The sequence below is a fragment of the Corynebacterium gallinarum genome, assembly GCF_014837045.1.
GTDB classification, from domain to species: Bacteria; Actinomycetota; Actinomycetes; order Mycobacteriales; family Mycobacteriaceae; genus Corynebacterium; species Corynebacterium gallinarum.
Genome location: NZ_JACSPR010000009.1, coordinates 22904 through 42225, shown reverse-complemented (window position 1 = coordinate 42225; position 19322 = coordinate 22904). Strand labels below are relative to the sequence as shown.

24 protein-coding genes are annotated in these 19322 nt (G+C 65.4%); 7 read left to right on the top strand and 17 right to left on the bottom strand.

The window, feature by feature from the left end:
- Positions 1-17 precede the first annotated feature (17 nt).
- Together H9627_RS11665 and H9627_RS11660 are read left to right on the top strand one after the other, a co-directional pair.
- Positions 18-470: a hypothetical protein gene (locus H9627_RS11665; protein ID WP_191734211.1), complete on the top strand. Its 453-nt coding sequence runs from the start codon at positions 18-20 to the stop codon at positions 468-470.
- Positions 467-805 (top strand): transcriptional regulator, encoded by a 339-nt coding sequence (locus tag H9627_RS11660; protein ID WP_191734210.1) that lies wholly within the window; start codon positions 467-469, stop codon positions 803-805. Before H9627_RS11665 ends, H9627_RS11660 begins: the two co-directional genes overlap by 4 nt.
- Positions 806-825: 20 nt before the next feature.
- On the opposite strand, the gene H9627_RS11655 is transcribed toward H9627_RS11660, so the two are convergent.
- The 7 genes from H9627_RS11655 to ssd all read right to left on the bottom strand — a co-directional run bounded on the left by H9627_RS11655 (position 826) and on the right by ssd (position 5407).
- Positions 826-1164 (bottom strand): Rv3654c family TadE-like protein, encoded by a 339-nt coding sequence (locus tag H9627_RS11655; RefSeq protein ID WP_191734209.1) that lies wholly within the window; start codon positions 1162-1164, stop codon positions 826-828.
- Positions 1136-1438 (bottom strand): hypothetical protein, encoded by a 303-nt coding sequence (locus H9627_RS11650; protein ID WP_191734208.1) that lies wholly within the window; start codon positions 1436-1438, stop codon positions 1136-1138. Before H9627_RS11650 ends, H9627_RS11655 begins: the two co-directional genes overlap by 29 nt.
- A gap of 12 nt (positions 1439-1450) precedes the next feature.
- Positions 1451-1675 (bottom strand): DUF4244 domain-containing protein, encoded by a 225-nt coding sequence (locus H9627_RS11645; RefSeq protein ID WP_191734207.1) that lies wholly within the window; start codon positions 1673-1675, stop codon positions 1451-1453.
- 87 nt (positions 1676-1762) lie between these two features.
- A complete protein-coding gene (locus H9627_RS11640) occupies positions 1763-2380 on the bottom strand; it encodes a type II secretion system F family protein (RefSeq protein WP_191734206.1) in 618 nt (205 codons plus the stop codon).
- Positions 2377-3165 carry a type II secretion system F family protein gene (locus H9627_RS11635; RefSeq protein ID WP_225213808.1) on the bottom strand — a complete coding sequence of 263 codons (789 nt, stop codon included), beginning with the start codon at positions 3163-3165 and terminating at the stop codon, positions 2377-2379. The genes H9627_RS11640 and H9627_RS11635 overlap by 4 nt, the downstream gene beginning before the upstream one ends.
- Complete coding sequence (locus H9627_RS11630) at positions 3150-4289, bottom strand: TadA family conjugal transfer-associated ATPase (RefSeq protein ID WP_191734271.1); 1140 nt, start codon at positions 4287-4289, stop codon at positions 3150-3152. The genes H9627_RS11635 and H9627_RS11630 overlap by 16 nt, the downstream gene beginning before the upstream one ends.
- Positions 4290-4297: 8 nt before the next feature.
- Positions 4298-5407: a septum site-determining protein Ssd gene (gene ssd, locus H9627_RS11625; protein WP_191734204.1), complete on the bottom strand. Its 1110-nt coding sequence runs from the start codon at positions 5405-5407 to the stop codon at positions 4298-4300.
- A 522-nt stretch (positions 5408-5929) separates the two neighbouring features.
- Between ssd and H9627_RS11620 the strand changes: the two genes are divergently transcribed.
- The 3 genes from H9627_RS11620 (at position 5930) to H9627_RS11610 (ending at position 8876) form a co-directional block, all read left to right on the top strand.
- A complete protein-coding gene (locus H9627_RS11620) occupies positions 5930-6751 on the top strand; it encodes an HAD family hydrolase (RefSeq protein ID WP_191734270.1) in 822 nt (273 codons plus the stop codon).
- 279 nt (positions 6752-7030) lie between these two features.
- Entirely contained in the window at positions 7031-7621 is a 591-nt protein-coding gene (locus H9627_RS11615) for a phage holin family protein (RefSeq protein ID WP_191734203.1), read from the top strand.
- Between the two features lie 166 nt (positions 7622-7787).
- Complete coding sequence (locus H9627_RS11610) at positions 7788-8876, top strand: alpha/beta fold hydrolase (protein ID WP_191734202.1); 1089 nt, start codon at positions 7788-7790, stop codon at positions 8874-8876.
- A gap of 30 nt (positions 8877-8906) precedes the next feature.
- Here the strand turns inward: H9627_RS11610 and H9627_RS11605 are convergent, their stop codons facing one another.
- From H9627_RS11605 to nth, 4 genes are all read right to left on the bottom strand, one after another.
- On the bottom strand, positions 8907-10103 hold the full coding sequence (locus tag H9627_RS11605) for a MarP family serine protease (RefSeq protein WP_191734201.1): 1197 nt from the start codon (positions 10101-10103) through the stop codon (positions 8907-8909).
- A 163-nt stretch (positions 10104-10266) separates the two neighbouring features.
- Positions 10267-11031, bottom strand: coding sequence for an NUDIX hydrolase (locus tag H9627_RS11600; RefSeq protein WP_191734200.1), 765 nt, complete (start codon positions 11029-11031; stop codon positions 10267-10269).
- Positions 11031-11609 (bottom strand): TlpA family protein disulfide reductase, encoded by a 579-nt coding sequence (locus H9627_RS11595; protein WP_191734199.1) that lies wholly within the window; start codon positions 11607-11609, stop codon positions 11031-11033. The genes H9627_RS11600 and H9627_RS11595 overlap by 1 nt, the downstream gene beginning before the upstream one ends.
- 5 nt (positions 11610-11614) lie before the next feature.
- Positions 11615-12409, bottom strand: a complete 795-nt coding sequence (gene nth / locus H9627_RS11590; protein ID WP_191734198.1) for an endonuclease III — start codon at positions 12407-12409, stop codon at positions 11615-11617.
- Positions 12410-12473: 64 nt separating this feature from the next.
- Here nth and H9627_RS11585 point away from each other — a divergent pair, with 64 nt between their 5' ends.
- Together H9627_RS11585 and glxR are read left to right on the top strand one after the other, a co-directional pair.
- A complete protein-coding gene (locus H9627_RS11585) occupies positions 12474-12677 on the top strand; it encodes a hypothetical protein (protein ID WP_191734273.1) in 204 nt (67 codons plus the stop codon).
- A gap of 258 nt (positions 12678-12935) precedes the next feature.
- The gene (glxR, locus tag H9627_RS11580; protein ID WP_006770229.1) at positions 12936-13619 is read left to right on the top strand and encodes a CRP-like cAMP-activated global transcriptional regulator GlxR; all 684 of its coding nucleotides are present in this window, start codon (positions 12936-12938) and stop codon (positions 13617-13619) included.
- A 150-nt stretch (positions 13620-13769) separates the two neighbouring features.
- Here the strand turns inward: glxR and H9627_RS11575 are convergent, their stop codons facing one another.
- The 6 genes from H9627_RS11575 to H9627_RS11550 form a co-directional block, all read right to left on the bottom strand.
- Complete coding sequence (locus tag H9627_RS11575; protein ID WP_191734197.1) at positions 13770-14606, bottom strand: MBL fold metallo-hydrolase; 837 nt, start codon at positions 14604-14606, stop codon at positions 13770-13772.
- A 143-nt stretch (positions 14607-14749) separates the two neighbouring features.
- Positions 14750-15211: a RidA family protein gene (locus H9627_RS11570; RefSeq protein ID WP_191734196.1), complete on the bottom strand. Its 462-nt coding sequence runs from the start codon at positions 15209-15211 to the stop codon at positions 14750-14752.
- A 4-nt stretch (positions 15212-15215) separates the two neighbouring features.
- Positions 15216-15371, bottom strand: coding sequence for a DUF4177 domain-containing protein (locus tag H9627_RS11565; RefSeq protein ID WP_006770232.1), 156 nt, complete (start codon positions 15369-15371; stop codon positions 15216-15218).
- A 91-nt stretch (positions 15372-15462) separates the two neighbouring features.
- Entirely contained in the window at positions 15463-15813 is a 351-nt protein-coding gene (locus tag H9627_RS11560) for a WhiB family transcriptional regulator (protein ID WP_191734195.1), read from the bottom strand.
- A 296-nt stretch (positions 15814-16109) separates the two neighbouring features.
- Positions 16110-16715 carry a YdhK family protein gene (locus H9627_RS11555; RefSeq protein ID WP_191734194.1) on the bottom strand — a complete coding sequence of 202 codons (606 nt, stop codon included), beginning with the start codon at positions 16713-16715 and terminating at the stop codon, positions 16110-16112.
- Positions 16716-16761: 46 nt separating this feature from the next.
- Positions 16762-19044: a copper-translocating P-type ATPase gene (locus H9627_RS11550; protein ID WP_191734193.1), complete on the bottom strand. Its 2283-nt coding sequence runs from the start codon at positions 19042-19044 to the stop codon at positions 16762-16764.
- Between the last annotated feature and the right edge of the window lie 278 nt (positions 19045-19322).

The window sequence follows — 19322 nt, the reverse complement described above, 5'->3', positions numbered from 1 at the left end:
TCCGGAAGGCCCCCACCATGAGCACCAGCCTCAACCCCCACGACGCCCAGCAACTGCTCGACCGGGCCGACAAACTCCGACACTCCGTCGCCGGTTTCTCCCTCAGCTGGATCGGATTCGTCGGCATCTGCGCGGGCAGCGCCCTCTACGCCATCGGCGCCCCCATCTGGACCACCACCGACTTCCCCCATGCCATCCTGCTCACCACCGCCCTGGCCTGGATCCTGAGCTTCGCCGTCTTCTCCATCGTGGTGGCCATTCGCGCCGGGAGTGCCCCGCGCGGTTTCGCCATCCGGTGGGGCCTGATGATGGCAGCCTGGGCCCTGCTGTGGGTGGTCACCACCTTCCTGAGTCCTGAATTCACCGCGTGGCAGGCGGCGGGAACGGCGGGTGGTTTCCTCCTGCTCGCCCTTATCGGTACAGCCTGGGAACTGATCAGCACCCCGCGATCGGCCCGGTCAGCGCAGTGAGCAGCCCCAATCACCGGCACCCGCGGCTGGATCTGAACCCGGCGTTCACCAACCCGCTGCGTTTCTCCCTCATGGCGGCGCTCTCTGGCGCGGAATCCCTGACCTTCAAATACGCCCGTGATTTCCTGGACACCACTGACTCCACCCTGTCCAAGCACATCTCCGCACTGGAGGAACTGGGATACGTCCAGGTGTCGAAGGGGTTCGCCGGTAAATTCCCCCAGACCAGCATCAAACTCAGCGGCGCCGGGAAACGTGCCTGGGGTGACCATCTGGATGTGCTCCGCGCGATCGCACAGTCGGGTCCGGCCCCATCTGGTCCGGCCCCATCCTGACCTGACGGCGATCACACCGGTCACACCGGCCCCGCGCGGGCCTCGGCGCTCCTCCCACGCACCTCGACGGCCACCACGAGATCCTCACCCAGGGCATCACAGGTGAGCAGGGTGGCGTCATTGAGGTGGGCCACCTGACCGGCCACGGCACAGGCCGCCGTGGGGGTGTCACCGGTGGCCAGGCGGAAGGCCCCGGCCACCACCGCCAGATCCGCGGCCCGCTGTGCCTGCACGGAGGCCACCACAGCCCCGACATGCCAGGCAAGGAGCGCGCAGAGCATCACCAGAACGGAGGAAAAGCCCGCCGCCGCCACGGTGGCATATCCGGCATCAGTGGCTCTCCCGTGGGAAGACCGCACTCGCGCTCACCTCCCCCACCGTCGCGGGAATGGACACCGTCGCGGTGACCAGTCCACCGTGTTCCTCCACGGTGACGCTGCCCCGCGGAGGGTGGTAGGTCTCGCCGATGGCATGGGCCCGGGCCGCAGCCCCCGCACCGCCCACCGCCGCCACATACAACGCCAGTGTGGTCAGCACACCGATGATGAGTGCGCTGACCACGACCAGAGAGCTCAGGGCGAGGGCCGCCTCGATACTGACCGAACCGTCCTCATTGCCCGTCATCTCACGCATGGTGGCTCACGGTCACGGTGCGGTGTTGAGGGCGTTGACGATGATGTCCTCGAAGGCGCTGGCCACCGCCCCGCTGTTGACCACGGTGTAGAGCAGGATGGCCAGGGCTGCGGCCGCGAGGGTGCCCAGGGCGTATTCCACCGTGGTCAGGCCCTCCTCGCCGCGCAGGGTCACGAGGGCCCAGTGGACGGGGTTGATGGCTGTGGTGGGTGTGGTGGGTGTGGGATTCTTCTGCATGGTCTTCTCCTTGTAGATAAATGGGTTGTCGTTGGTGTGGCCCCGCTCGGGGAGTCGGCCCCCGGCGGGAAGTGAATCAGTAAGGGGTTACAGGTTGCCCAGCACCTTCATGCCCAGGCCCAGCACCACGGGTACCAGGCCGATGATCATGAAGGCGGGGAGGAAACAGGCAGCCAGCGGCAGGGCGATGAACACCCCGGCCCGCTCGGCGGCCGCCGTGCGGTGGTCCGCCGCCGAGGCCACGAGGGCATCGGCGATGCGGTGACAGCCCTGGCTGAAGGCGCTGCCGGACCGGTGGGACACCTCCGCCAGCACAGCCAGGTCCTGCAGTCCATCGACACCGGTCATCGTGGTGAAGGCCTTCTCCGGCCCCACCCCGATGCCCAGCAGCGCCACCGTCTCCTCCCACAGGCGTTGGTGCGCGGGGTTCGCGGTGCGCGCCAGCAGGTGGGCTGCGTCACGGGTGCTCAACCCGGCGGCCAGGCATTCGGCGAACAGGGCGATATCGGCTGCCGTATCCAGGGGATCAGGACCTGACCCCCCGGGATGCACAGCTGCCCACACCGCCCCCAGCCAGCCTGGGGCATCCGGGCCGGAATCAGGGCCGGCCCGGATGCGCTTCTCACCGGGCACACCGGCGCGCACCCCCGGCATCGGTGGGGTGATGAGCAGGGCGAGGACAGCCACGAGGCAGGCGGTGATCATGCCGGGCTCGCCCCCTCGAGGATCTTCTCGGTGAGGATGAACCCCGCACCACTGAGCAGCACCCCGGTGATCAGCAGGATCCCGCCCACCCCACCTCCGGTGAGAAAACCGATCGGATCAGCACCCATGGCGGTGCCCATGAGCACCCCGGCCAGTGGCAGCAGGGCCAGGATCACCGCGGTGGCCTGCGGTCCCTGCAACTGGGCGGCGGAGGCCTGACGGTGGCGTTCCCGCGCATCCAGGCGGTGTTTCAGCTGGTCCAGCAGTCTCACCAGCGGGATGCCGTGCCGGTCGGACACCTCCCAGATCGTGCCCAGGCGTCTCAGGTCCATGGTGGGTGCGTCGATAAGCACCGCCGACCCACTGCCCCCTGACCGCACCCGGCGCGCGGCCGCGGTGAGCGCCCCGGTGGTCGGGCCACCGGATCCGGGGGTGTTGGCCAGGGCGTGGTCCATCGCATCGGCCATGGGGGCACCGGCGCGCAGGTTGCCGATGCACAGACCGAGGAACCCGGCCAGCGTCGTGGTCTGTGCCCGCGCGGTGCGCCCCGTACCCACCCGTTTCAGGCGCCAGCTGAAGACAAAGCCCGCGATCAACAGGGCGATCACCGTCGCGGGGTCGATGCCGGTGGCCACGAACAGGGCCACGCCCACGGGGACGCCGGCGGTGACGGCCACCGGTGGCAGGGGTCCCCGACCTGCTCGCTTGACGACGCCCCGTCCCCCCGCCGGCCCCTGCCCCGGCACTGCGATCCCCGCGGCCAGCAGGATCAGCGCGGAAACCATGTCGCCACCTCTGCGTCCCCATCCACCACGCCGTGTTCCCAGTCCCACACCACATGCGCCTCGACGGGATTACCCCGCAACACCCCCAGTTGCGCCAGGCGTCTGCCCTGCGGGGTGTGGCGCATCACGATGACCACATCCAGCGCGGCGGCCAGCTGGGAGTGCAGTGCATCCCGGGTGAGCCCACCGAGTGCGGCGAGCGCCTCCATCCGGGCGGGCACCTCGGTGATGGAATTGGCGTGGATGGTGCCGGCACCACCCTCGTGCCCGGTGTTGAGCGCAGCCAGCAGTTCCACCACCTCCGCGCCACGGATCTCGCCCAGGACGATCCGGTCCGGGCGCATCCGCATCGCCTGTTTCAACAGATCCGACATGGTGATCGCACCGGCGCCCTCCACATTCGCGGAGCGGGTGATCAGGTTGACCGTGCCGGGATGGGCGGGGTTGAGTTCGGCGGTGTCCTCGATGCAGATGATCCGTTGGTCAGCGGTGACCTCCCCCAGCATCGCTGCGAGCAGGGTGGTCTTGCCCGACCCGGTGCCACCGACCACCAGGAAGGCCCGGCGCTGCGCCACAATGGTCCGCAGCACCGCGGCGGTGTCCGCGGTGAGGGTGCCGCCGGCCACCAGATCATCAAGGGTCAGGCTCGCCTGCCGCAGGATGCGCATGCTCAGGCAGGTCCCGGAATCCGCCAGTGGTGGCAGGACCGCGTGGATGCGGATGATGCTGCCGTCATCGCGGGTGATGCACCCGTCCACGAACGGCTGGGCATCATCGAGCCGGCGACCGCACTGGAGTGCCAGCCGGGCGGCCAGTCGACGCACCGCCTCCTCCGACCCCAGATCCAGATCAAGCTGTTCCAGTCCCCCACCACGGTCGATCCACACCTCACGGGGGCCGTTGACCAGCACGTCGGTGACCCCCGGCAGGGCGAGTGCCCCCTCCAGGGGGCCGATCCCCACCGATTCGCTGCGCAGGCGCCGGAGGACCGCGATGACCTCCTCATCGCTGATCACCCCGGCCTGCTCCCGGATCACCCGCACCACCTCCGGGGAGGTGGGGTGTTCCGGCAACCCGGCCAGCACCCGCTGCACCTGTTCCAGCAGTGCATCCTGTGTGATCATCGTGGTCATCAGCCCCGCCCCCTGAGCTCCGCGGTGATGGCGTTCCCCACCGTGACCAGGGGCCTGGGCAGTGTGCCGGTCAGCCCATGCATCTCCACGGCGCGGGGCAGACGGGTGATCGTGCCGAGTTCCGCGATCACCGGGGTGCCCAGGATGCGTTCGACCTCGATGACATCCAGTCCGGACCAGCCCCGGTGGCGCAACACCACCGACACCGGCACCTGGAAACCACGGAGGTGCCGCAACCGCTCCGCGGCCGCCGCGACGGCGCGCACCTCCGCGGGCACCACCACGATGAGGTGACCGAGCAGGGGGATCACCTCCCCGGCGATGGCACCCGGGCACAGATCCACCACCACCTCCAGGGCACCGTCGGCCGCGGCGAGGCAGGTCAGTGCCGCGGTCACCTCACCGGGGCCGAGCTCGAAGGGATCCCCCACCGGGGAGCGCGCACCGGACAGGATGAACATGGTCTCATCCATCACCGGCAGCGCGGCCAGCACATCCTCCGCCTTCACCGCACCCCGGGTGAATCCGAGGTCCGGCCACCGTGCCCCGGTGATCTCCTCCGCACCCACCAGCAGGTCGATGCCACCGGAGGAGGGGACGGCGTCGACAAGCACGGTGCGGTGGGTGGCCGACCGCATCCGCGCCAGGGCCGCGGCAATCGTGCTCACCCCGACCCCGCCCGCCACCCCGAGCACGCCGGTGACCGTGGTGTTGTGGCCACCGGGTGAGACAGGGGCATCCTCCCGGCCGAGTGCCTGGAGCAGTTCCGCGGTCTGGGCGGGCAGCAGGAAGGCCTGCTCCGCCCTGATCGACAACGCGGTGTGATAATCCGGCGGCCCGGGATCAGACCCGAGCAGGAAGATGCGGTCCCGGCGCCGGTCATTGGTGATAGTCGCGGCGGTGGATGCATCGAGGAGCACCGCGGAGACCCTGTTGAGGTGACGGTGGATATCCACCGGGTCAGTGGTGTCGACAATGGCGCGCCCCGTCGCGGCGGCAACATGCATGGCCTCGGGGTGGAGGACCGGATCATCCACGGCGACGAGAATGGCCTGGTTCTGGGTGGGACGTGACGGCCGTGCGGTTCTGGTGTGGGTGGCTGCGTTCATGCCCCACACTCTGCTGCGTGCGGGACAGGCGCTCAACGATCCCGGCTCCAGCCTGTGGATAACCCCCGGGTTTGTTGATGGCTGTACAAGAACATGTGGATAACCCGGGAACCTTCTGCTCCCGGGAGCAGTCCTACGGACAGGGGGAGTGGAAATGGGGACGGCCCGCGCCTCGGGGGGGTGTGCGCGGGCCGTCGGTAACCCGACCTCAGGGGGGTGTGGTCGGGGCAGGCCGCACAGTATATCGGGGCCTTGCACCTGAAATTATTGCATAAGAAGCTGAACATGACAATAACCGCCCGCCCACCCCGGGCTGCGGCAATGGGTGCGGAATGGTGCGGACAATTAGCACATGTGATCGTCAATCCCCTGCCACGCGCCATCGATGCCGCCGAACCCACCAGCCCCAGAAACCACATCAGCCCCAGGGATGTTGGGCTTCGCCCCGTGATTCACAGGAAAACTCGCTAGACTACCTGTGTGACCAACCCAGATTTCTCACCCCGCGGGCCCCACAACGCCGTGGCCCAGGGGGATTCCACCAGGGCGACACCACGCAGGGTGGCCGCCTTCTTTGATCTGGACAAAACCATCATCGCCATGAGCTCCACCTACGCCTACGGCCGGGAGTTCATGCAGAGCGGCCTGATCTCACCGGTGACGGCACTGCAGCTCTCGCTCGCCCAGGCCACCTACATGTTCGCCGGGCACACCAGCGAACAGATGGACAACACCCGCGATCAGCTCACCGCCATGGTCCGGGGCTGGGATGTCCAACAGGTACGAACCATCGCCGAGGAAACCATGCAGACCGTGGTCACCCCGACCATCTACGCCGAGGCCCGCGAACTCATCGACTACCACCGCGAACGTGGCCACGATGTCATCATCATCTCCGCCTCCGTGAAGGAACTGGTGGAACCGATCGCCCGGGAACTCGGTGTCCACCAGACGGTGAGCACCACACTGGAAACGATCGACGGCCGCTATACCGGGGAGGTCCTCTTCTACTGCAAGGGGGCCGCCAAGCAGCAGGCCATCCTCGATCTGTCCGAGCAGCACGGCTATGACCTGGCGGCCAGCTACGCCTACTCCGATGCCGCCACGGACCTCCCCATGCTCGACATCGTCGGCCACCCCGTGGCGGTCAACCCCGACCGGGCACTGAAGAAGATCGCCCTGGAACGCGGCTGGGACATCCTGAGTTTCAAGAACCCGGAACCGCTCTTCCAGATGCCCAGCACCCGGGAGATGGGGATCGGGACCGGCGTGGTCGCCGGCATCGCCGCCGTGACCGCAGGCAGCATCTGGTGGGCCAGACGCACCCGGCGCGGAAGCGCCTGACACCCCGGGCACCACAGGTGCCAGCCCCCGCCGACGGTCAGGAAGGGTGGGCGGGGTGGGCGTCGATAAGCAGCCCACCACGATGTTGAGGCCGAGATACCTCTATCATGTACTTCAGTGCCCTACTCGAACGTGGAACTCACGTCCGTTGACAACATTTGAACAACATTCTCCCAGCGTAACCGCCGGGAACTCCACCCCGGATGAAAATCCGTGGCACGATTGGGTCTAAAGAATGCACAAGTTATACGCCTTAAAGAACACTGGAGGAGCTTCCAAGTGAGCAACAATGACGGCCTTTTCACCGACGGCACGGACACCTTCTCGCCGAAGGTCAACGCGATCCCACTCAGCGACGTCGATACCAGCATCAGCGGTGAAGCGTCCATCGGCACGCTGATCTCCAACGCCACCTCCCAGATGTCCAGCCTCTTCCGCGCCGAGGTCGAACTGGCCAAGACGGAACTGGCCGGCGAGGCCAAGAAGGCCGCGATCGGCGGCGGTGCCTTCGGTGCTGCGGGTGTCATCGCGCTCTACAGTTCCTTCTTCTTTTTCTTCTTCCTCGCGGAAACCCTCGACATCTGGCTCGACCGCTGGCTGTCATTCCTCATCGTCTTCATCCTCATGCTGCTCGTCGCCGCTGTGCTGGCGCTGTTCGGCTGGAAGAAGGTCAAGAAGATGGGCGCACCGAAGAACACCATCGAATCGGTCAATGAACTGAAGAACCTGGTTCCGGGGCAGGCCACCTCCAACCTGGAGCGCTCCAACAAGCGAGGTCTGTACACCTCGAATTTCCACTCCCCCGGCTCCACCGCCGCCAGCAGCACCTCGATCCCCTCGGGCAGCGGTTCCACAGCCGTCAAGAAGTAACCACCACAGACCTCTCACCCCGCCACCGTCCGCGGAGCGCAGGGGTCTGTTTCGTTTACCCACCTCCGGGCGGTCACCACGGCAGTAACCCCGGGCGGTCACCCAGGCGGTTGCCCAGGCCGTCATCCCACGCCCATCCCGGTCTATCCACTCCCTGAGGATTTCCATGACCACACGCACCACGTCCCCGGGCATCTCCGCGGTTGACGCTGATGAGTCCCCTGTGTCCCCTGTGTCCACTGAATCCCCTGAGTCCCCGAGGAGCCGGATGGTGATCAAGAGATTCACAGAATCCTGGAAGCTGTGGTGGACCGCGCTGAACCGGAGGCACTCGGTGAACCGTGCCGTGGCCTCGCTTGAGCGCTCCCCCACTGTGGTGGCTGTGGAGGGCCCCTACCGCCACGATCATGTCTATGTCCGGGGTGTACGCCTGCATGTCGCCGTCGCCGGTTCCCCCGCCGATCCCCTGGTTCTGCTCCTCCACGGGGCGTTCGGCGGGTGGTTCGACTACAAGGATGTCATCGCTCCCCTCGCGGCGGAGGGTTTCCATGTCGCGGCCGTGGATCTGCGTGGTTATGGGCTCTCCGACAAGCCACCCAGCGGTTATGACATCCGTCGTTCCGCCGGCGATATCAACGGTGTCATCGGTGCCCTCGGCCACGATGATGCTGTGCTGGTCGGCACCGACACCGGTGGCAGCCTCGCGTGGGCGGTGTCCACCCTCTACCCCGACCGGGTGGCCGGGGTGATCTCCCTCGGTGCGGTCCACCCGGCGGACCTGCGCCGTGCTTTACGACGCAAACCCCATCTCTTCGGCTCCATCCTGTCCAGGATCGCCCTGTTCAACCTCCCGATCCCGTTGTTGCGCCTCCTCCGCTTTGTGGTTCCCCGCGCATCCCGGCGGGAGGTTGTGCGCGACACCACCCCGTCCTACCAGCGCAGCAATGCCTACAGCGGTGCGATCAAACTGCGTCAGAAGGCCCTGGCGATCGACCACACCTTCACCCCCATCGTGCGCACCAACCGGCTCATGGCCGCCGCGCTGCCCGGCAGGTCCGACCATCAGATCGCCCGGTGCCCGGTCTGGTTGCTCACCCCGCGTGACAACCGCACCGAATACCTGGCATCGCTGGCACGGTCACGTACCTCGGGGGACTTCCGGTTGGTGTCCGTCCCCGGTATCACGCCGTTGTCCTTCCTGGAGGACCCGCTGTCCTTCACCGGGATGATCGCCGGTTTCCTCAAGGACTCCTGAACTGGCCCACCCCAGGCCGGGAAGATCAGGCTAGGACACCGCGCACTGCAGCGTGTCCACCGGGGTGGTCAGGCTCTGGAGATCCCCGATGCGGCGTTCCACCTCGGCGGTGGTGAGGACGAAACCGGTGTCGGAGCCGTCGATCGCCGCGCCGAAGACCACGCCGACCACATTGCCCTCCGGGTCCACCATGGGGCCACCGGAGTTGCCGGAGCGGATGTTGCCACGCACCGAATAGACCTCACGTTCGTGCTGGCCGGAGGCGTAGATATTGGCGCCGGTGATGAGGATCCGCTCACGGACACGGGCCGGGGAGGCATCGAAAGGCCCGGAGAGGGGGAAGCCCATGACGATGGCATCCGCACCTGAGTTGAGGGGATCATCCGACAGGGGCAGCGCGTCGAGGCCCAGGTCAGGGCTGTGGAGCACCGCGATGTCGGCGTCCGGGTCGTAGAAAACCACCTCGGCTGCGCGGATACCCACCACGGTGTCGAGGTTGACCGAGTCGGTGCCGGCCACCACGTGGGCGTTGGTGATCACATAATCGGGGGCGGCGACGAAACCGGAGCCCATGAGGCGTCGGCTGCATTCCCCGGCATCACCCATGACATGCACCACCGACGGTCTCATCTGTTCGACCAGGGCCACGTTCGAGACATTGATGTTGGGTGCCTCGACCTCCCGGACCGGCTGGTTATCGAACGGGGAGACCAGCGGCGGCAGGCCGGTGTCGGTGAGCATCGCGGCGATCCTGGCGGGGAGGGTCTCCAACCCGCGGGGGGTGTTGTCATCGACGAAGGCCAGGATGCGTGATTCCCGGATCCCGGATGCCACGGTGCCGGGCATGCCGGTGGCCAGGGGGATCGCCACCAGCCACGCCACGATCAAGGTGGCCAGCACCTGGAAGATGGAGCCGACAAGCGAATCCAGGAACCGCGAACTGCGGAACCGGATCCCATCCCGGATGGCGTGCCCCAGGTGCGCGCCGATGAGATTGCCCAACCCCACCAGCAGCACCACCGTGCCGATCGCCAGCAGGAACCGCAGGGCCGGGGAGTCGGTCAAACCCATGGCCAGGGGTGCGACAGCCGCACCGATAACCAGGCCGGCCACCACACCGATGGTGGCGAGCAGGGAGATGAAGGCGCCCTGTCTCCACCCACTCCACAGCGCGAACACCAGGACGATGCCGATGATGACATCGACGACAGGGATCGAAGCTAACAATGTTCTACGGCGCTCTACTCTTTCACAACCCGGCGCGGACCCGCCGGATTTGGGTGCGTTCTAAAATAACGAGTTTAGGCTACCCGCATACCCTGGCATAAACCCGCGAAAAACAGCACAGCTCAACCCCCCAGGCAGGTCTACCCACCCCCGCGGACCCGCACTACCTCAGTGGCTCATTGTTGCGGGAGGTGGCCAGGGTGTCCTCCAGGTCATAGATGCGGTCGGTGTCCCAGTCCTTCGCCCAGCCGGCCTGGTCGATGATGGCGGAGAGCAGCCCACCGGTGAACCCCCAGATCACATACCCGTTGATGCGAAATGCAGGACCCTTCCACCTCCGCCAACCGACCATGAGGCGGTTCGCGGGGTCGATGAGGTCATAGACGGGTGCGTCGAACACCTCATCGGCCTCATCCGGGCTGACCACGGCCACGGGTGAGGGGCTGTGCCAGTGCCCCAGGATGGGATAGACCGGGTAGCCGGTGGCCCGGATGTGGACCTCCTCCAGCTGCGCGAGCGGGGTGGCGGTGCGCCGGTCCAAGCCGGTCTCCTCCCAGGCCTCGCGGAAGGCACAGTCGACGGCGTTGGCATCCTCGGGGTCGATCCGCCCACCGGGGAAGGCAATCTGGCCGGAGTGCGACCGCATGGTCGGTGAGCGGTGGGTGAGCAGCACGGAGGCGTCATTGGGAAGGTCGAAGGAGGTCTCCGACCCGGAGAACAACATGAGCACCGCCGCCTGTTTCTCCGCGTGGGTGGTGCCGGCGACCTCGGTACCGGCCAGTGGATTGCGCAGGTGACCGGCATCGATGCGGTCCATCAGCCGCCGCATCCACACCGGGGCCTTGGCGGGTGACAGCTCGGTGTTCTCACCGGGAAAATCATGGGGCAGGTCCGGGTAGAGGTGGTTGGGGGTCAGATGCCGGGACATCACAACACCCCCGCCACGGCCAGTTCGAGGTCCTGCACGCTGTCGAAGGTGCGGGGGAAGGTGCCCACCAGTTCACCGGCCGGGTCCACCACCACCGTGATGGGCACCACGGCGGGCAGGCCGAGGGTGCCGGCGAACAGGTTGGATTCATCCTGGTAGCTGGGCAGCTCGACACCGAGATCACCGAGCATCGCGGCACCGTTGGCGGCGTTGGTGTCGGCGTGGACACCGACCACGTTCAGCTCGGGGTGACTGGCGGCGAACTCATCGAAGACGGGCAGTTCATCCCTGCAGGGTTCACACCACCACGCCCATACATTGACCACGGTGGGCAGGTCATTGCCCTGCCCCTGCTCACCACCCAGACACGGCAGCTGCACGCCCGCCGCGCCGTCGTCCTGGCAGTCGGGGCGATCCGCCACGGTGCTTGTCGACGCCTCCCCCACCCCGTCCCCGGCCGCGCCGGTCGCGTCACCGTCGCCGGTGCCGGAACCCGACAGCAGCTGCGGGATCAGGGCCACCAGCACCGCGAGAATCACCACCACGCCCACGAGGGACCATTTAGCGCTCGTTGTCATCTGCTCTACATCCCTGCCATCTTCAGCAGGTGCTCCCTGTCATCACTCTTGATCAACTTCTGTGCCTCCATGGGGTCGGCCGGGCCCTCCAGACCGAAGGAGGGACAATCCGCGGCCAGCATGCAGGCCCCGCAGGCAGCGCGCCTGCTATGGCATATCCTACGTCCGTGGAAGATCAACCGGTGCGAGAACAGCGTCCACTCCTTCTTCTCGATGAGCGCGCCGATCTCATGCTCCACCCGGACCGGGTCGGTTTCCTCCGTCAGTTTAAGCCGTCGGGCCAGCCGCCCGAAATGGGTGTCCACGGTGATGCCTGGAACCCCGAAGGCATCACCGAGCACCACATTGGCGGTCTTCCGGCCGATGCCGGGCAGTTCCACCAGCTGCTCGAGGGTATGGGGAACCTCCCCGTCGTAAAGCGACACGAGGGCGCGCCCCAGCCCGATCAGCGAGGTCGCCTTGTTGCGGTAGAACCCGGTCGGGCGGATGAGCTCCTCGAGCTCGGCGCGATCGGCGTTGGCGTAATCCCAGGCCGTGGGATAGCGGCGGAACAACGCCGGAGTGACCTGATTGACGCGCACATCGGTGCACTGTGCCGACAGGATGGTCGCCACGGTGAGCTCGAGTGGGTTGGTGAAATCCAGTTCGCAGTGGGCATCCGGATAGGCCTGCGCCAGGGTCCGGTTGATGCGGCGGGCGCGACGTTTGCGCCCGATATCCGTCTCACCACCCTTATTGGCGATGTGTGATCCCACGCGGGGGCGTTTGCGTGGGGTGATGGATCCGAATTCTGCAGCCATGTACCCCAGAGTGCCAGACACCTGGTGTGCGCGCGAAGCCCGTTTCTCGTTACACTGTGGCCTTATGACTGGTTTCCTCGTAGTGTTGATTCCGCTTCTCCTGCTGTTCTTCCTCTTCGCCATGCAGCGGATCGAGTACTCCCTACTGAGCAGCCCGGGTGTCGACAGCTCCAGTGAAACCACCAGTTCGGATGGTGGGTTACCCACCGAGTCCGGCGAGGATTCCTCCGGTGACGAGGGGTCCCCATCGCAGCCCAAAGCCGCTTGATAAGTTAAGCTGTTCAGAGCCGGGGAATTAATTAGGTAATTCTGTTATTTAACTGGGAAAGTTAGATTTCTCCGGTTAGAATGTGACAATTTAGGCATTTCAACTATTGCGGTGACCAATCGCATAGTAGAGTGTGGATAACACATAAGGATGCCCCCACCCAGGCACCGTCCGGAGCACTGTTTGACCCAAACACTGAAGGTGTTGCCATTCATCCGGGCCCAACTCGACATGTGTTCAGATGAAGGAGAAAAATAAGTGGAAGGTGTACAGGACATCTTGTCGCGCGCCGGTATTTTCCAGGGCGTAGACCCGACGGCCGTCAACAACCTTATCCAGGACATGGAAACCGTCCGCTTCCCCCGCGGAGCCACCATCTTCGAAGAGGGTGAACCGGGTGACCGTCTCTACATCATCACCTCCGGCAAGGTGAAGCTGGCACGCCACGCCAACGACGGCCGCGAGAACCTGCTGACCATCATGGGACCCTCCGACATGTTCGGTGAGCTCTCCATCTTCGATCCCGGTCCCCGCACCTCCTCCGCGGTCTGTGTGACCGAGGTCCACGCCGCCACCATGAACTCCGAGATGCTGCGCAACTGGGTCTCCGACCATCCGGCGATCGCCGAGCAGCTGCTGCGCGTGCTGGCACGTCGCCTGCGCCGCACCAACGCCTCGCTGGCCGACCTCATCTTCACCGATGTCCCGGGCCGTGTCGCCAAGACCCTGCTGCAGCTGGCCAACCGCTTCGGTACCCAGGAAGCTGGCGCCCTGCGCGTCAACCACGACCTCACCCAGGAGGAGATCGCCCAGCTGGTCGGCGCCTCCCGTGAGACCGTGAACAAGGCCCTGGCCACCTTCGCCCACCGCGGCTGGATCCGCCTCGAGGGCAAGTCCGTCCTCATCGTGGACACCGAGCACCTGGCCCGTCGCGCGCGCTAGCGCCCCTGGCAACAGAACACACAATGTCACGTGGTCCCCTGTGACGGGGACCGCGTGACATTGTCTTTTCCGGGGTGGAACGACTCACCGCCCGGCTCCCCCTAAAGCGGGGAACCGGGCGGTGGATGTATCTTCTACGTGGTGGTGGAACTAGATCTGGCCGGAGTCCACGGAGTGCTCCTGTGCCAGCAGGTAACGGATGGCCACATGGGTGGACTGCTCGGCAGCGCCGCGCAGCACGGGGTCCACGTCATCGTAGATGGCGTCGATGAGATCCTTCATGGACACCTCCCGCCCCTGGGTGGCCCACACCTCACGGATCTGCTGCAGGCGCTGTTCCCGGCGGTCGATGTACTTGCGGGCGAACCAGGACACATCATCACCCTCGGGACCATGCCCGGGCAGAAGCGTGATGTCCTTGCCGCGCTCCTCCAGGATGGCCAGGGACTCCAGGTACTGTCCCAGATCACCGTCGGTCTCGGAGATCATGGTGGTGTGGCGACCGGCGATGGTGTCGCCGGTGATGATGCCCTCCAGGGTGGACTCATGCGGGGTGCCACTCCAGATGAAGAAGGACACGGAATCACGGGTGTGGCCCGGGGTTGCGACCACCTCGATCTGGGGGGTCACACCGTCGATGGTGATGATCTCCCCGTCGACAAGCTCCTCGGCCTTCTCGCAGTAGGAGGGGTCGAATGCGCGAATGGGCGCACCGGTCAGCTGACGGAAGCGGGTGGCGCCGTCGGCGTGGTCATGGTGACGGTGGGTCAACAGAATCAACCCGACCTCCTCACCCTTGGCGTTGAGCACGTTGAGGTGCCCCTCATCTTCCGGGCCCGGATCAATGACGATGCTCCGGGAATCCTCGGATGCGCGGATGACCCAGGAGTTGGTGCCTTCAAGTGAGCTGTAGCCGGGGTTGGGACACAGCACCACGGAGGCGGACGGGGTGACTGGGCGCAGTTGGCTATAAGCAGGATGCTCCATAAGGTTCAGCTTAGCGCCCATGATGACTTTCGTGGAACCGGGGAGGGACATCCCCCACCGCGGACTTCAGGCAGGCCACGCGGAGGGTGCGGAAAAAGACAAAACCGGAGACAGAACATGTCTCCGGCCGGCTCTGAGAAAATCTATTCAGAGACCTCGACGATGAGCTCCACCTCGACGGGTGCCCCGAGCGGGAGCTCAGCGACACCAACTGCCGAGCGTGCATGGGCACCGGCCTCACCGAAGATCTCCCCGATGAGGTTGGAGGCACCGTTGATCACAGCCGGCTGACCGGTGAACCCCTCGGCGGAGGAGACGAAACCGACGATCTTGAGTACGCGGGTGATCTTGTCAATACCCACCAGTGCATCAACTGCCGCCAGGGCGTTGAGAGCGGCGGTGCGGGCGTAATCAGCGGCCTCCTCAGCGGTGACCTCGATGCCGACCTTGCCGGTGGCAGGAAGCTCGCCAGCGACGAAGGGGAGCTGACCGGAGGTCCAGACCTGATTGCCGGTCTGTACGGCGGGCACATAGGCGGCCACCGGTGCTGCGACGGCGGGCAGGGTGATGCCGAGTTCGGCGAGGCGTTCAGAGTGGGTGGTCATGTACTTATGCCACCTCGCGCTTCATGTAGGCCACGAGGTTCTCGGGGTTCATGCCCGGCATGACGGTGACCAGTTCCCAACCATCCTCACCCCAGGTGTCGAGGATCTGCTTGGTTGCGTGAGTGATAAGTGGCACGGTGGCGTATTCCCATTTAGTCATGGGTGCCATCCTACCTTCGGGCACGACCCCATCAGATGGGGTTCCCCCGGGGACATCCCCAATCCCCATCTTCGAAGCGGGGATAGTCGGTCTAGATACCGATCAGTTCCCCGCCCTGCGCCAGGTATTCACCCCAGTTGGTGATGTGGGGGTTCTTGCGCAGCAGCGCACGGCGCTGACGCTCGGTCAGACCACCCCAGACCCCGAACTCCACCTTGTTGTCCAGGGCATCAGCCACGCACTGCATGGCCACGGGGCAGTGACGGCAGATGGCGGCGGCACGGCGCTGGGCGGCACCGCGGACAAAAAGCGCATCCGGATCACCGTTACGGCACTTGGCCTGGGTGACCCACTCACCGCGTTCGGCGGTATCCATATGTGCAGCCGCCACGCCATCACGGGAGAAAGGGTTATTGCGTTGTTCGGGGATGACAGACGTCATGACTCGCTCCTTAGTGGGACCGCTCAAAATACTTACTGAAGTTAATGTAATCACACACAGTTTTTGCTGTCGAATGCATCACACCATATGGGGGAGTCTCCGACATTTCACTTCGGGCAATCCGAACTCCGCCCCAGCTGGCAGAAGTGTCACATCTGCGACAAATTCATGTCATCACATATAACTTCCCGGCGCACCCCGGGGTTGCCTCCGCATCTTCGCAACTCATGCTCACACCCCCGGGGAGGGGATGTGCGCGGCGGGGTGGTTCGTCGACAAGCACGGTCCCGACGGGGTCACCCTGCTGGCCTGAGCTCGCTTTCGGTGACCCACTTGTGGTTGGTCATGGTCATCCCGCCGGCTGTCAGATCAACCATGTACACCGTTTCCTGCGTTGAATAATCAATCGTGGCCTCTGCCCCCTGCATACCGGACATGTGCCCGGCGTCCAGGACAACCTGAGTTCCATCAGGCAATGGGGCTTCTCCCGGGTTGACGAGTTCCTCATGCACGACCCAACGGTGATCAGTGACCGGCTCTCCCCCATGACGTGGCGTGAAGCTGACCGAATACACGGTGGTATCGAATGCTCCGGAGATCGTTGCCTCGGCGCCGTTCATGCCCGGCATGTGATCAGCCGTGAGGATGACCTGGCTTCCCACCGGGTAGGTCGGGTTTTCCTCCGTCTGGATCCCCGCCGGTGGCTGACCACCATGGGCAGGGTGATCGTGGGCACCGTGCGGGCCTCCGGGCCTGGTGGAGTCTGGTGTGGTTGTGGTGGTGGCGGTGGTTTCTGATGTCGTCGTAGTCGTGGTGGTGTCTGTCGCGGTCTCCCCGCCGCAGGCTGCCAGGGCCAGCACGGAGGTCAGGGTGAAAGCAACGAGAGTGGTGCGGTGCTTCATGAGGGGTCCTTTCATGGAAACAAGACAGGTTTAGAGATAAATGGGGTCAGCGGGTTGCGGTGGCGGAGCTCTGAACAGGCACCTCCTCCCCTGCCGCACTTGTTGGTGCCAGGCGGGCTGGGTCGAGATCGATGCGTCGCAGGAGTTGGGCGTTGAGCGCCACGATGACCGTGGACAGGGACATCAGGATGGCGCCGACCGCTGGCGGCAGGATGAAACCGATGGGCGCGAGCACACCGGCGGCCAGGGGCACCGCCACGATGTTGTAGGCCGACGCCCACACCAGGTTCTGGACCATCTTGCGGTAACTGGCCTGGGACAGCTCGATCATGGACACCACCGCACGGGGATCGTCGCTGGCCAGCACCACGCCCGCGGACTCCATCGCGACATCAGTACCTGCACCGATGGCGATGCCGACCTCCGCCCGTGCCAGCGCGGGGGCGTCATTGACACCGTCACCGACCATCGCCACACTCAACCCACGTTCCTGCAGTTCGAGGACCTTGGTGTCCTTATCCTGCGGCAGGACCTCGGCAAAGACCTCGTCGATACCCAGCTCCCGACCGACCGCGTCGGCGACCTGGCGCGCATCACCGGTGATCAGGGCGACCTTCACCCCGCGGTCCTGCAGAGCGCGCACCGTGGCACGGGATTCGGGACGCACCTTGTCCTCGACCGCCACGGCCCCGATGATCTGGCCATCACGCACGACGTGGAGGACTCCGGCACCGCGCCCGGCCCACTGGTCGGTGTCATCGATGATGTCCGCCGGGGCCGTCAGGTCCAGTTCGCGCAGCATGTTCGGCCCGCCGACGAATACGTCCACGCCCTCGACGGTGGCCCTGACCCCGCGGCCGGTCGCGGCGGTGAAGTTGCTACCGCGCAAGTGCTGCTTCGATGCCTCGGGGTGTTCCGCCGCGGCCGCGATGATCGCACGGGCGACGGGGTGCTCACTGTCAGCTTCCGCGGCCGCGGCCACGGCCAGCAACTGCCCGGTGGACACGCCCGCGGTGGCGGCGACATCAGTGACCGCGTGCGCACCCTCGGTCAGGGTTCCGGTCTTGTCGAACAGGACCACATCAACAGTGCGCATGCGCTCGAGTGCCAGACGGTCCTTGATCAGCAGTCCGGACCTGGCGGCGCGTTCGGTGGAGATGGCGATCACGAGTGGGATCGCCAGGCCGAGGGCATGCGGGCAGGCGATGATCAACACGGTCACGGTACGCACCACGGCCTGATCCGGACTGCCGATGATCGTCCAGACAATCGCGGTGATGATTCCTGAGATCAGTGCGAACCAGAACAACCACCCGGCTGCTCGATCCGCCAGCGCCTGAGCACGGGAGGATGAAGACTGCGCATCGGCCACCATGCGTTGGATTCCCGCCAGGGCGGTATCCTCACCGATTTTCTCGACGCGAACCCGGACGGTGTTGTCGGTGGCCACGGTACCGGCGACCACATGTTCACCGGTGTCGCGGAATACGGGGCGGGATTCGCCGGTGATCATGGCCTCGTCGAATTCGGCTGCGCCGTCGGTGATGGTGCCATCGGCAGGCACCCGGGCTCCGGCCCGGACCAGCACGATATCGCCTTCGACCAGCTCAGCGAGAGGTACCGTGTGGACTGCGCCGTCGACGATTCTCTCCGCCTCATCGGGCAGGAGAGCCGCCAGGGCGTCCAGTGCGGAGGACGCTGATCCCAGGGCACGCATCTCCATCCAGTGCCCCAAGAGCATGATGGTCACCAGCAAGACCAGCTCCCACCAGAAGTCCAGATCAAACCCGCCGATACCGAGGGTGGTCACCCAGGAGGCGACAAACGCCACGGTGATCGCCATGGAGATCAACAGCATCATGCCGGGTTGGCGTGCCTTCAGTTCAGCCCAACCACCCCGGAGGAACGGGTCGCCACCGTAGATGAAGACCACGGTGCCCAGAATGGGGGCGATCCAACCCGCCCCGGGAAACTCCGGGATGGTGTAACCGAGCAGGTGGGCAACCATCGGACTGAAGAACACGACCGGTATCGAGAGGATCAGACTGAGCCAGAACCTGCTTTTGAACATCTCGGCGCTGTGATGCTCGTGTCCGTCGTGACCGCCATGGCCGTCATGGCCGTCATGGCCTGCATGATCGTGGCTGCCGTGACCACTGTGATCATCGTGGCCGTGGTGATGATGGTCCCCCGGTGGTGGATGTTCCTCATCGACGGCAGAATGCGGCGGGGTGCCGGGCATGGCCTGACCGTGGGTATCGGAGTGAGGGTGGTGGTCGTGTCCGCTGTGCTTATCGTGGTGATCACCGTGGTGCTGGTGGGTATTCATGACTCTCCTTATCGCTTACCCCGGATCGGGGAGGGTGACGTGGTGGCCAGTGATCGACCAATCGATGAGGCCATTCCAGTGCCTTTCTTGACGCGCCATTGCCACAGGTGGGGAGCCGCCACAGTAAACGGGGGCTGGCGGTTCATCAGAGCTCTCCTTCGGATCCGGCGGATCGGGTCAGGCTTCCCTATCCATGGTATACCCCTAGGGGGTATCTTGGTAGGGTTTGAGGAGTCGGACCCCCTCACCAGGTGCCGCTCAGCATTTCCGGCCCCGAG

What these genes read in the sequence shown, in the direction of transcription:
- H9627_RS11645 (WP_191734207.1), bottom strand. Translation starts at nt 1,675, where the DNA reads ATGCAGAAGAATCCCACACCCACCACACCCACCACAGCCATCAACCCC.
- H9627_RS11560 (WP_191734195.1), bottom strand. Translation starts at nt 15,813, where the DNA reads ATGACGTCTGTCATCCCCGAACAACGCAATAACCCTTTCTCCCGTGAT.
- H9627_RS11635 (WP_225213808.1), bottom strand. Translation starts at nt 3,165, where the DNA reads ATGGTTTCCGCGCTGATCCTGCTGGCCGCGGGGATCGCAGTGCCGGGG.
- H9627_RS11630 (WP_191734271.1), bottom strand. Translation starts at nt 4,289, where the DNA reads ATGATCACACAGGATGCACTGCTGGAACAGGTGCAGCGGGTGCTGGCC.
- H9627_RS11640 (WP_191734206.1), bottom strand. Translation starts at nt 2,380, where the DNA reads ATGATCACCGCCTGCCTCGTGGCTGTCCTCGCCCTGCTCATCACCCCA.
- H9627_RS11665 (WP_191734211.1), top strand. Translation starts at nt 18, where the DNA reads ATGAGCACCAGCCTCAACCCCCACGACGCCCAGCAACTGCTCGACCGG.
- nth (WP_191734198.1), bottom strand. Translation starts at nt 12,409, where the DNA reads ATGGCTGCAGAATTCGGATCCATCACCCCACGCAAACGCCCCCGCGTG.
- H9627_RS11550 (WP_191734193.1), bottom strand. Translation starts at nt 19,044, where the DNA reads ATGAATACCCACCAGCACCACGGTGATCACCACGATAAGCACAGCGGA.
- H9627_RS11565 (WP_006770232.1), bottom strand. Translation starts at nt 15,371, where the DNA reads ATGACTAAATGGGAATACGCCACCGTGCCACTTATCACTCACGCAACC.
- H9627_RS11600 (WP_191734200.1), bottom strand. Translation starts at nt 11,031, where the DNA reads ATGTCCCGGCATCTGACCCCCAACCACCTCTACCCGGACCTGCCCCAT.
- ssd (WP_191734204.1), bottom strand. Translation starts at nt 5,407, where the DNA reads ATGAACGCAGCCACCCACACCAGAACCGCACGGCCGTCACGTCCCACC.
- H9627_RS11555 (WP_191734194.1), bottom strand. Translation starts at nt 16,715, where the DNA reads ATGAAGCACCGCACCACTCTCGTTGCTTTCACCCTGACCTCCGTGCTG.
- H9627_RS11575 (WP_191734197.1), bottom strand. Translation starts at nt 14,606, where the DNA reads ATGGAGCATCCTGCTTATAGCCAACTGCGCCCAGTCACCCCGTCCGCC.
- H9627_RS11595 (WP_191734199.1), bottom strand. Translation starts at nt 11,609, where the DNA reads ATGACAACGAGCGCTAAATGGTCCCTCGTGGGCGTGGTGGTGATTCTC.
- H9627_RS11650 (WP_191734208.1), bottom strand. Translation starts at nt 1,438, where the DNA reads ATGCGTGAGATGACGGGCAATGAGGACGGTTCGGTCAGTATCGAGGCG.
- H9627_RS11585 (WP_191734273.1), top strand. Translation starts at nt 12,474, where the DNA reads ATGACTGGTTTCCTCGTAGTGTTGATTCCGCTTCTCCTGCTGTTCTTC.
- H9627_RS11610 (WP_191734202.1), top strand. Translation starts at nt 7,788, where the DNA reads ATGACCACACGCACCACGTCCCCGGGCATCTCCGCGGTTGACGCTGAT.
- H9627_RS11570 (WP_191734196.1), bottom strand. Translation starts at nt 15,211, where the DNA reads ATGACCACCCACTCTGAACGCCTCGCCGAACTCGGCATCACCCTGCCC.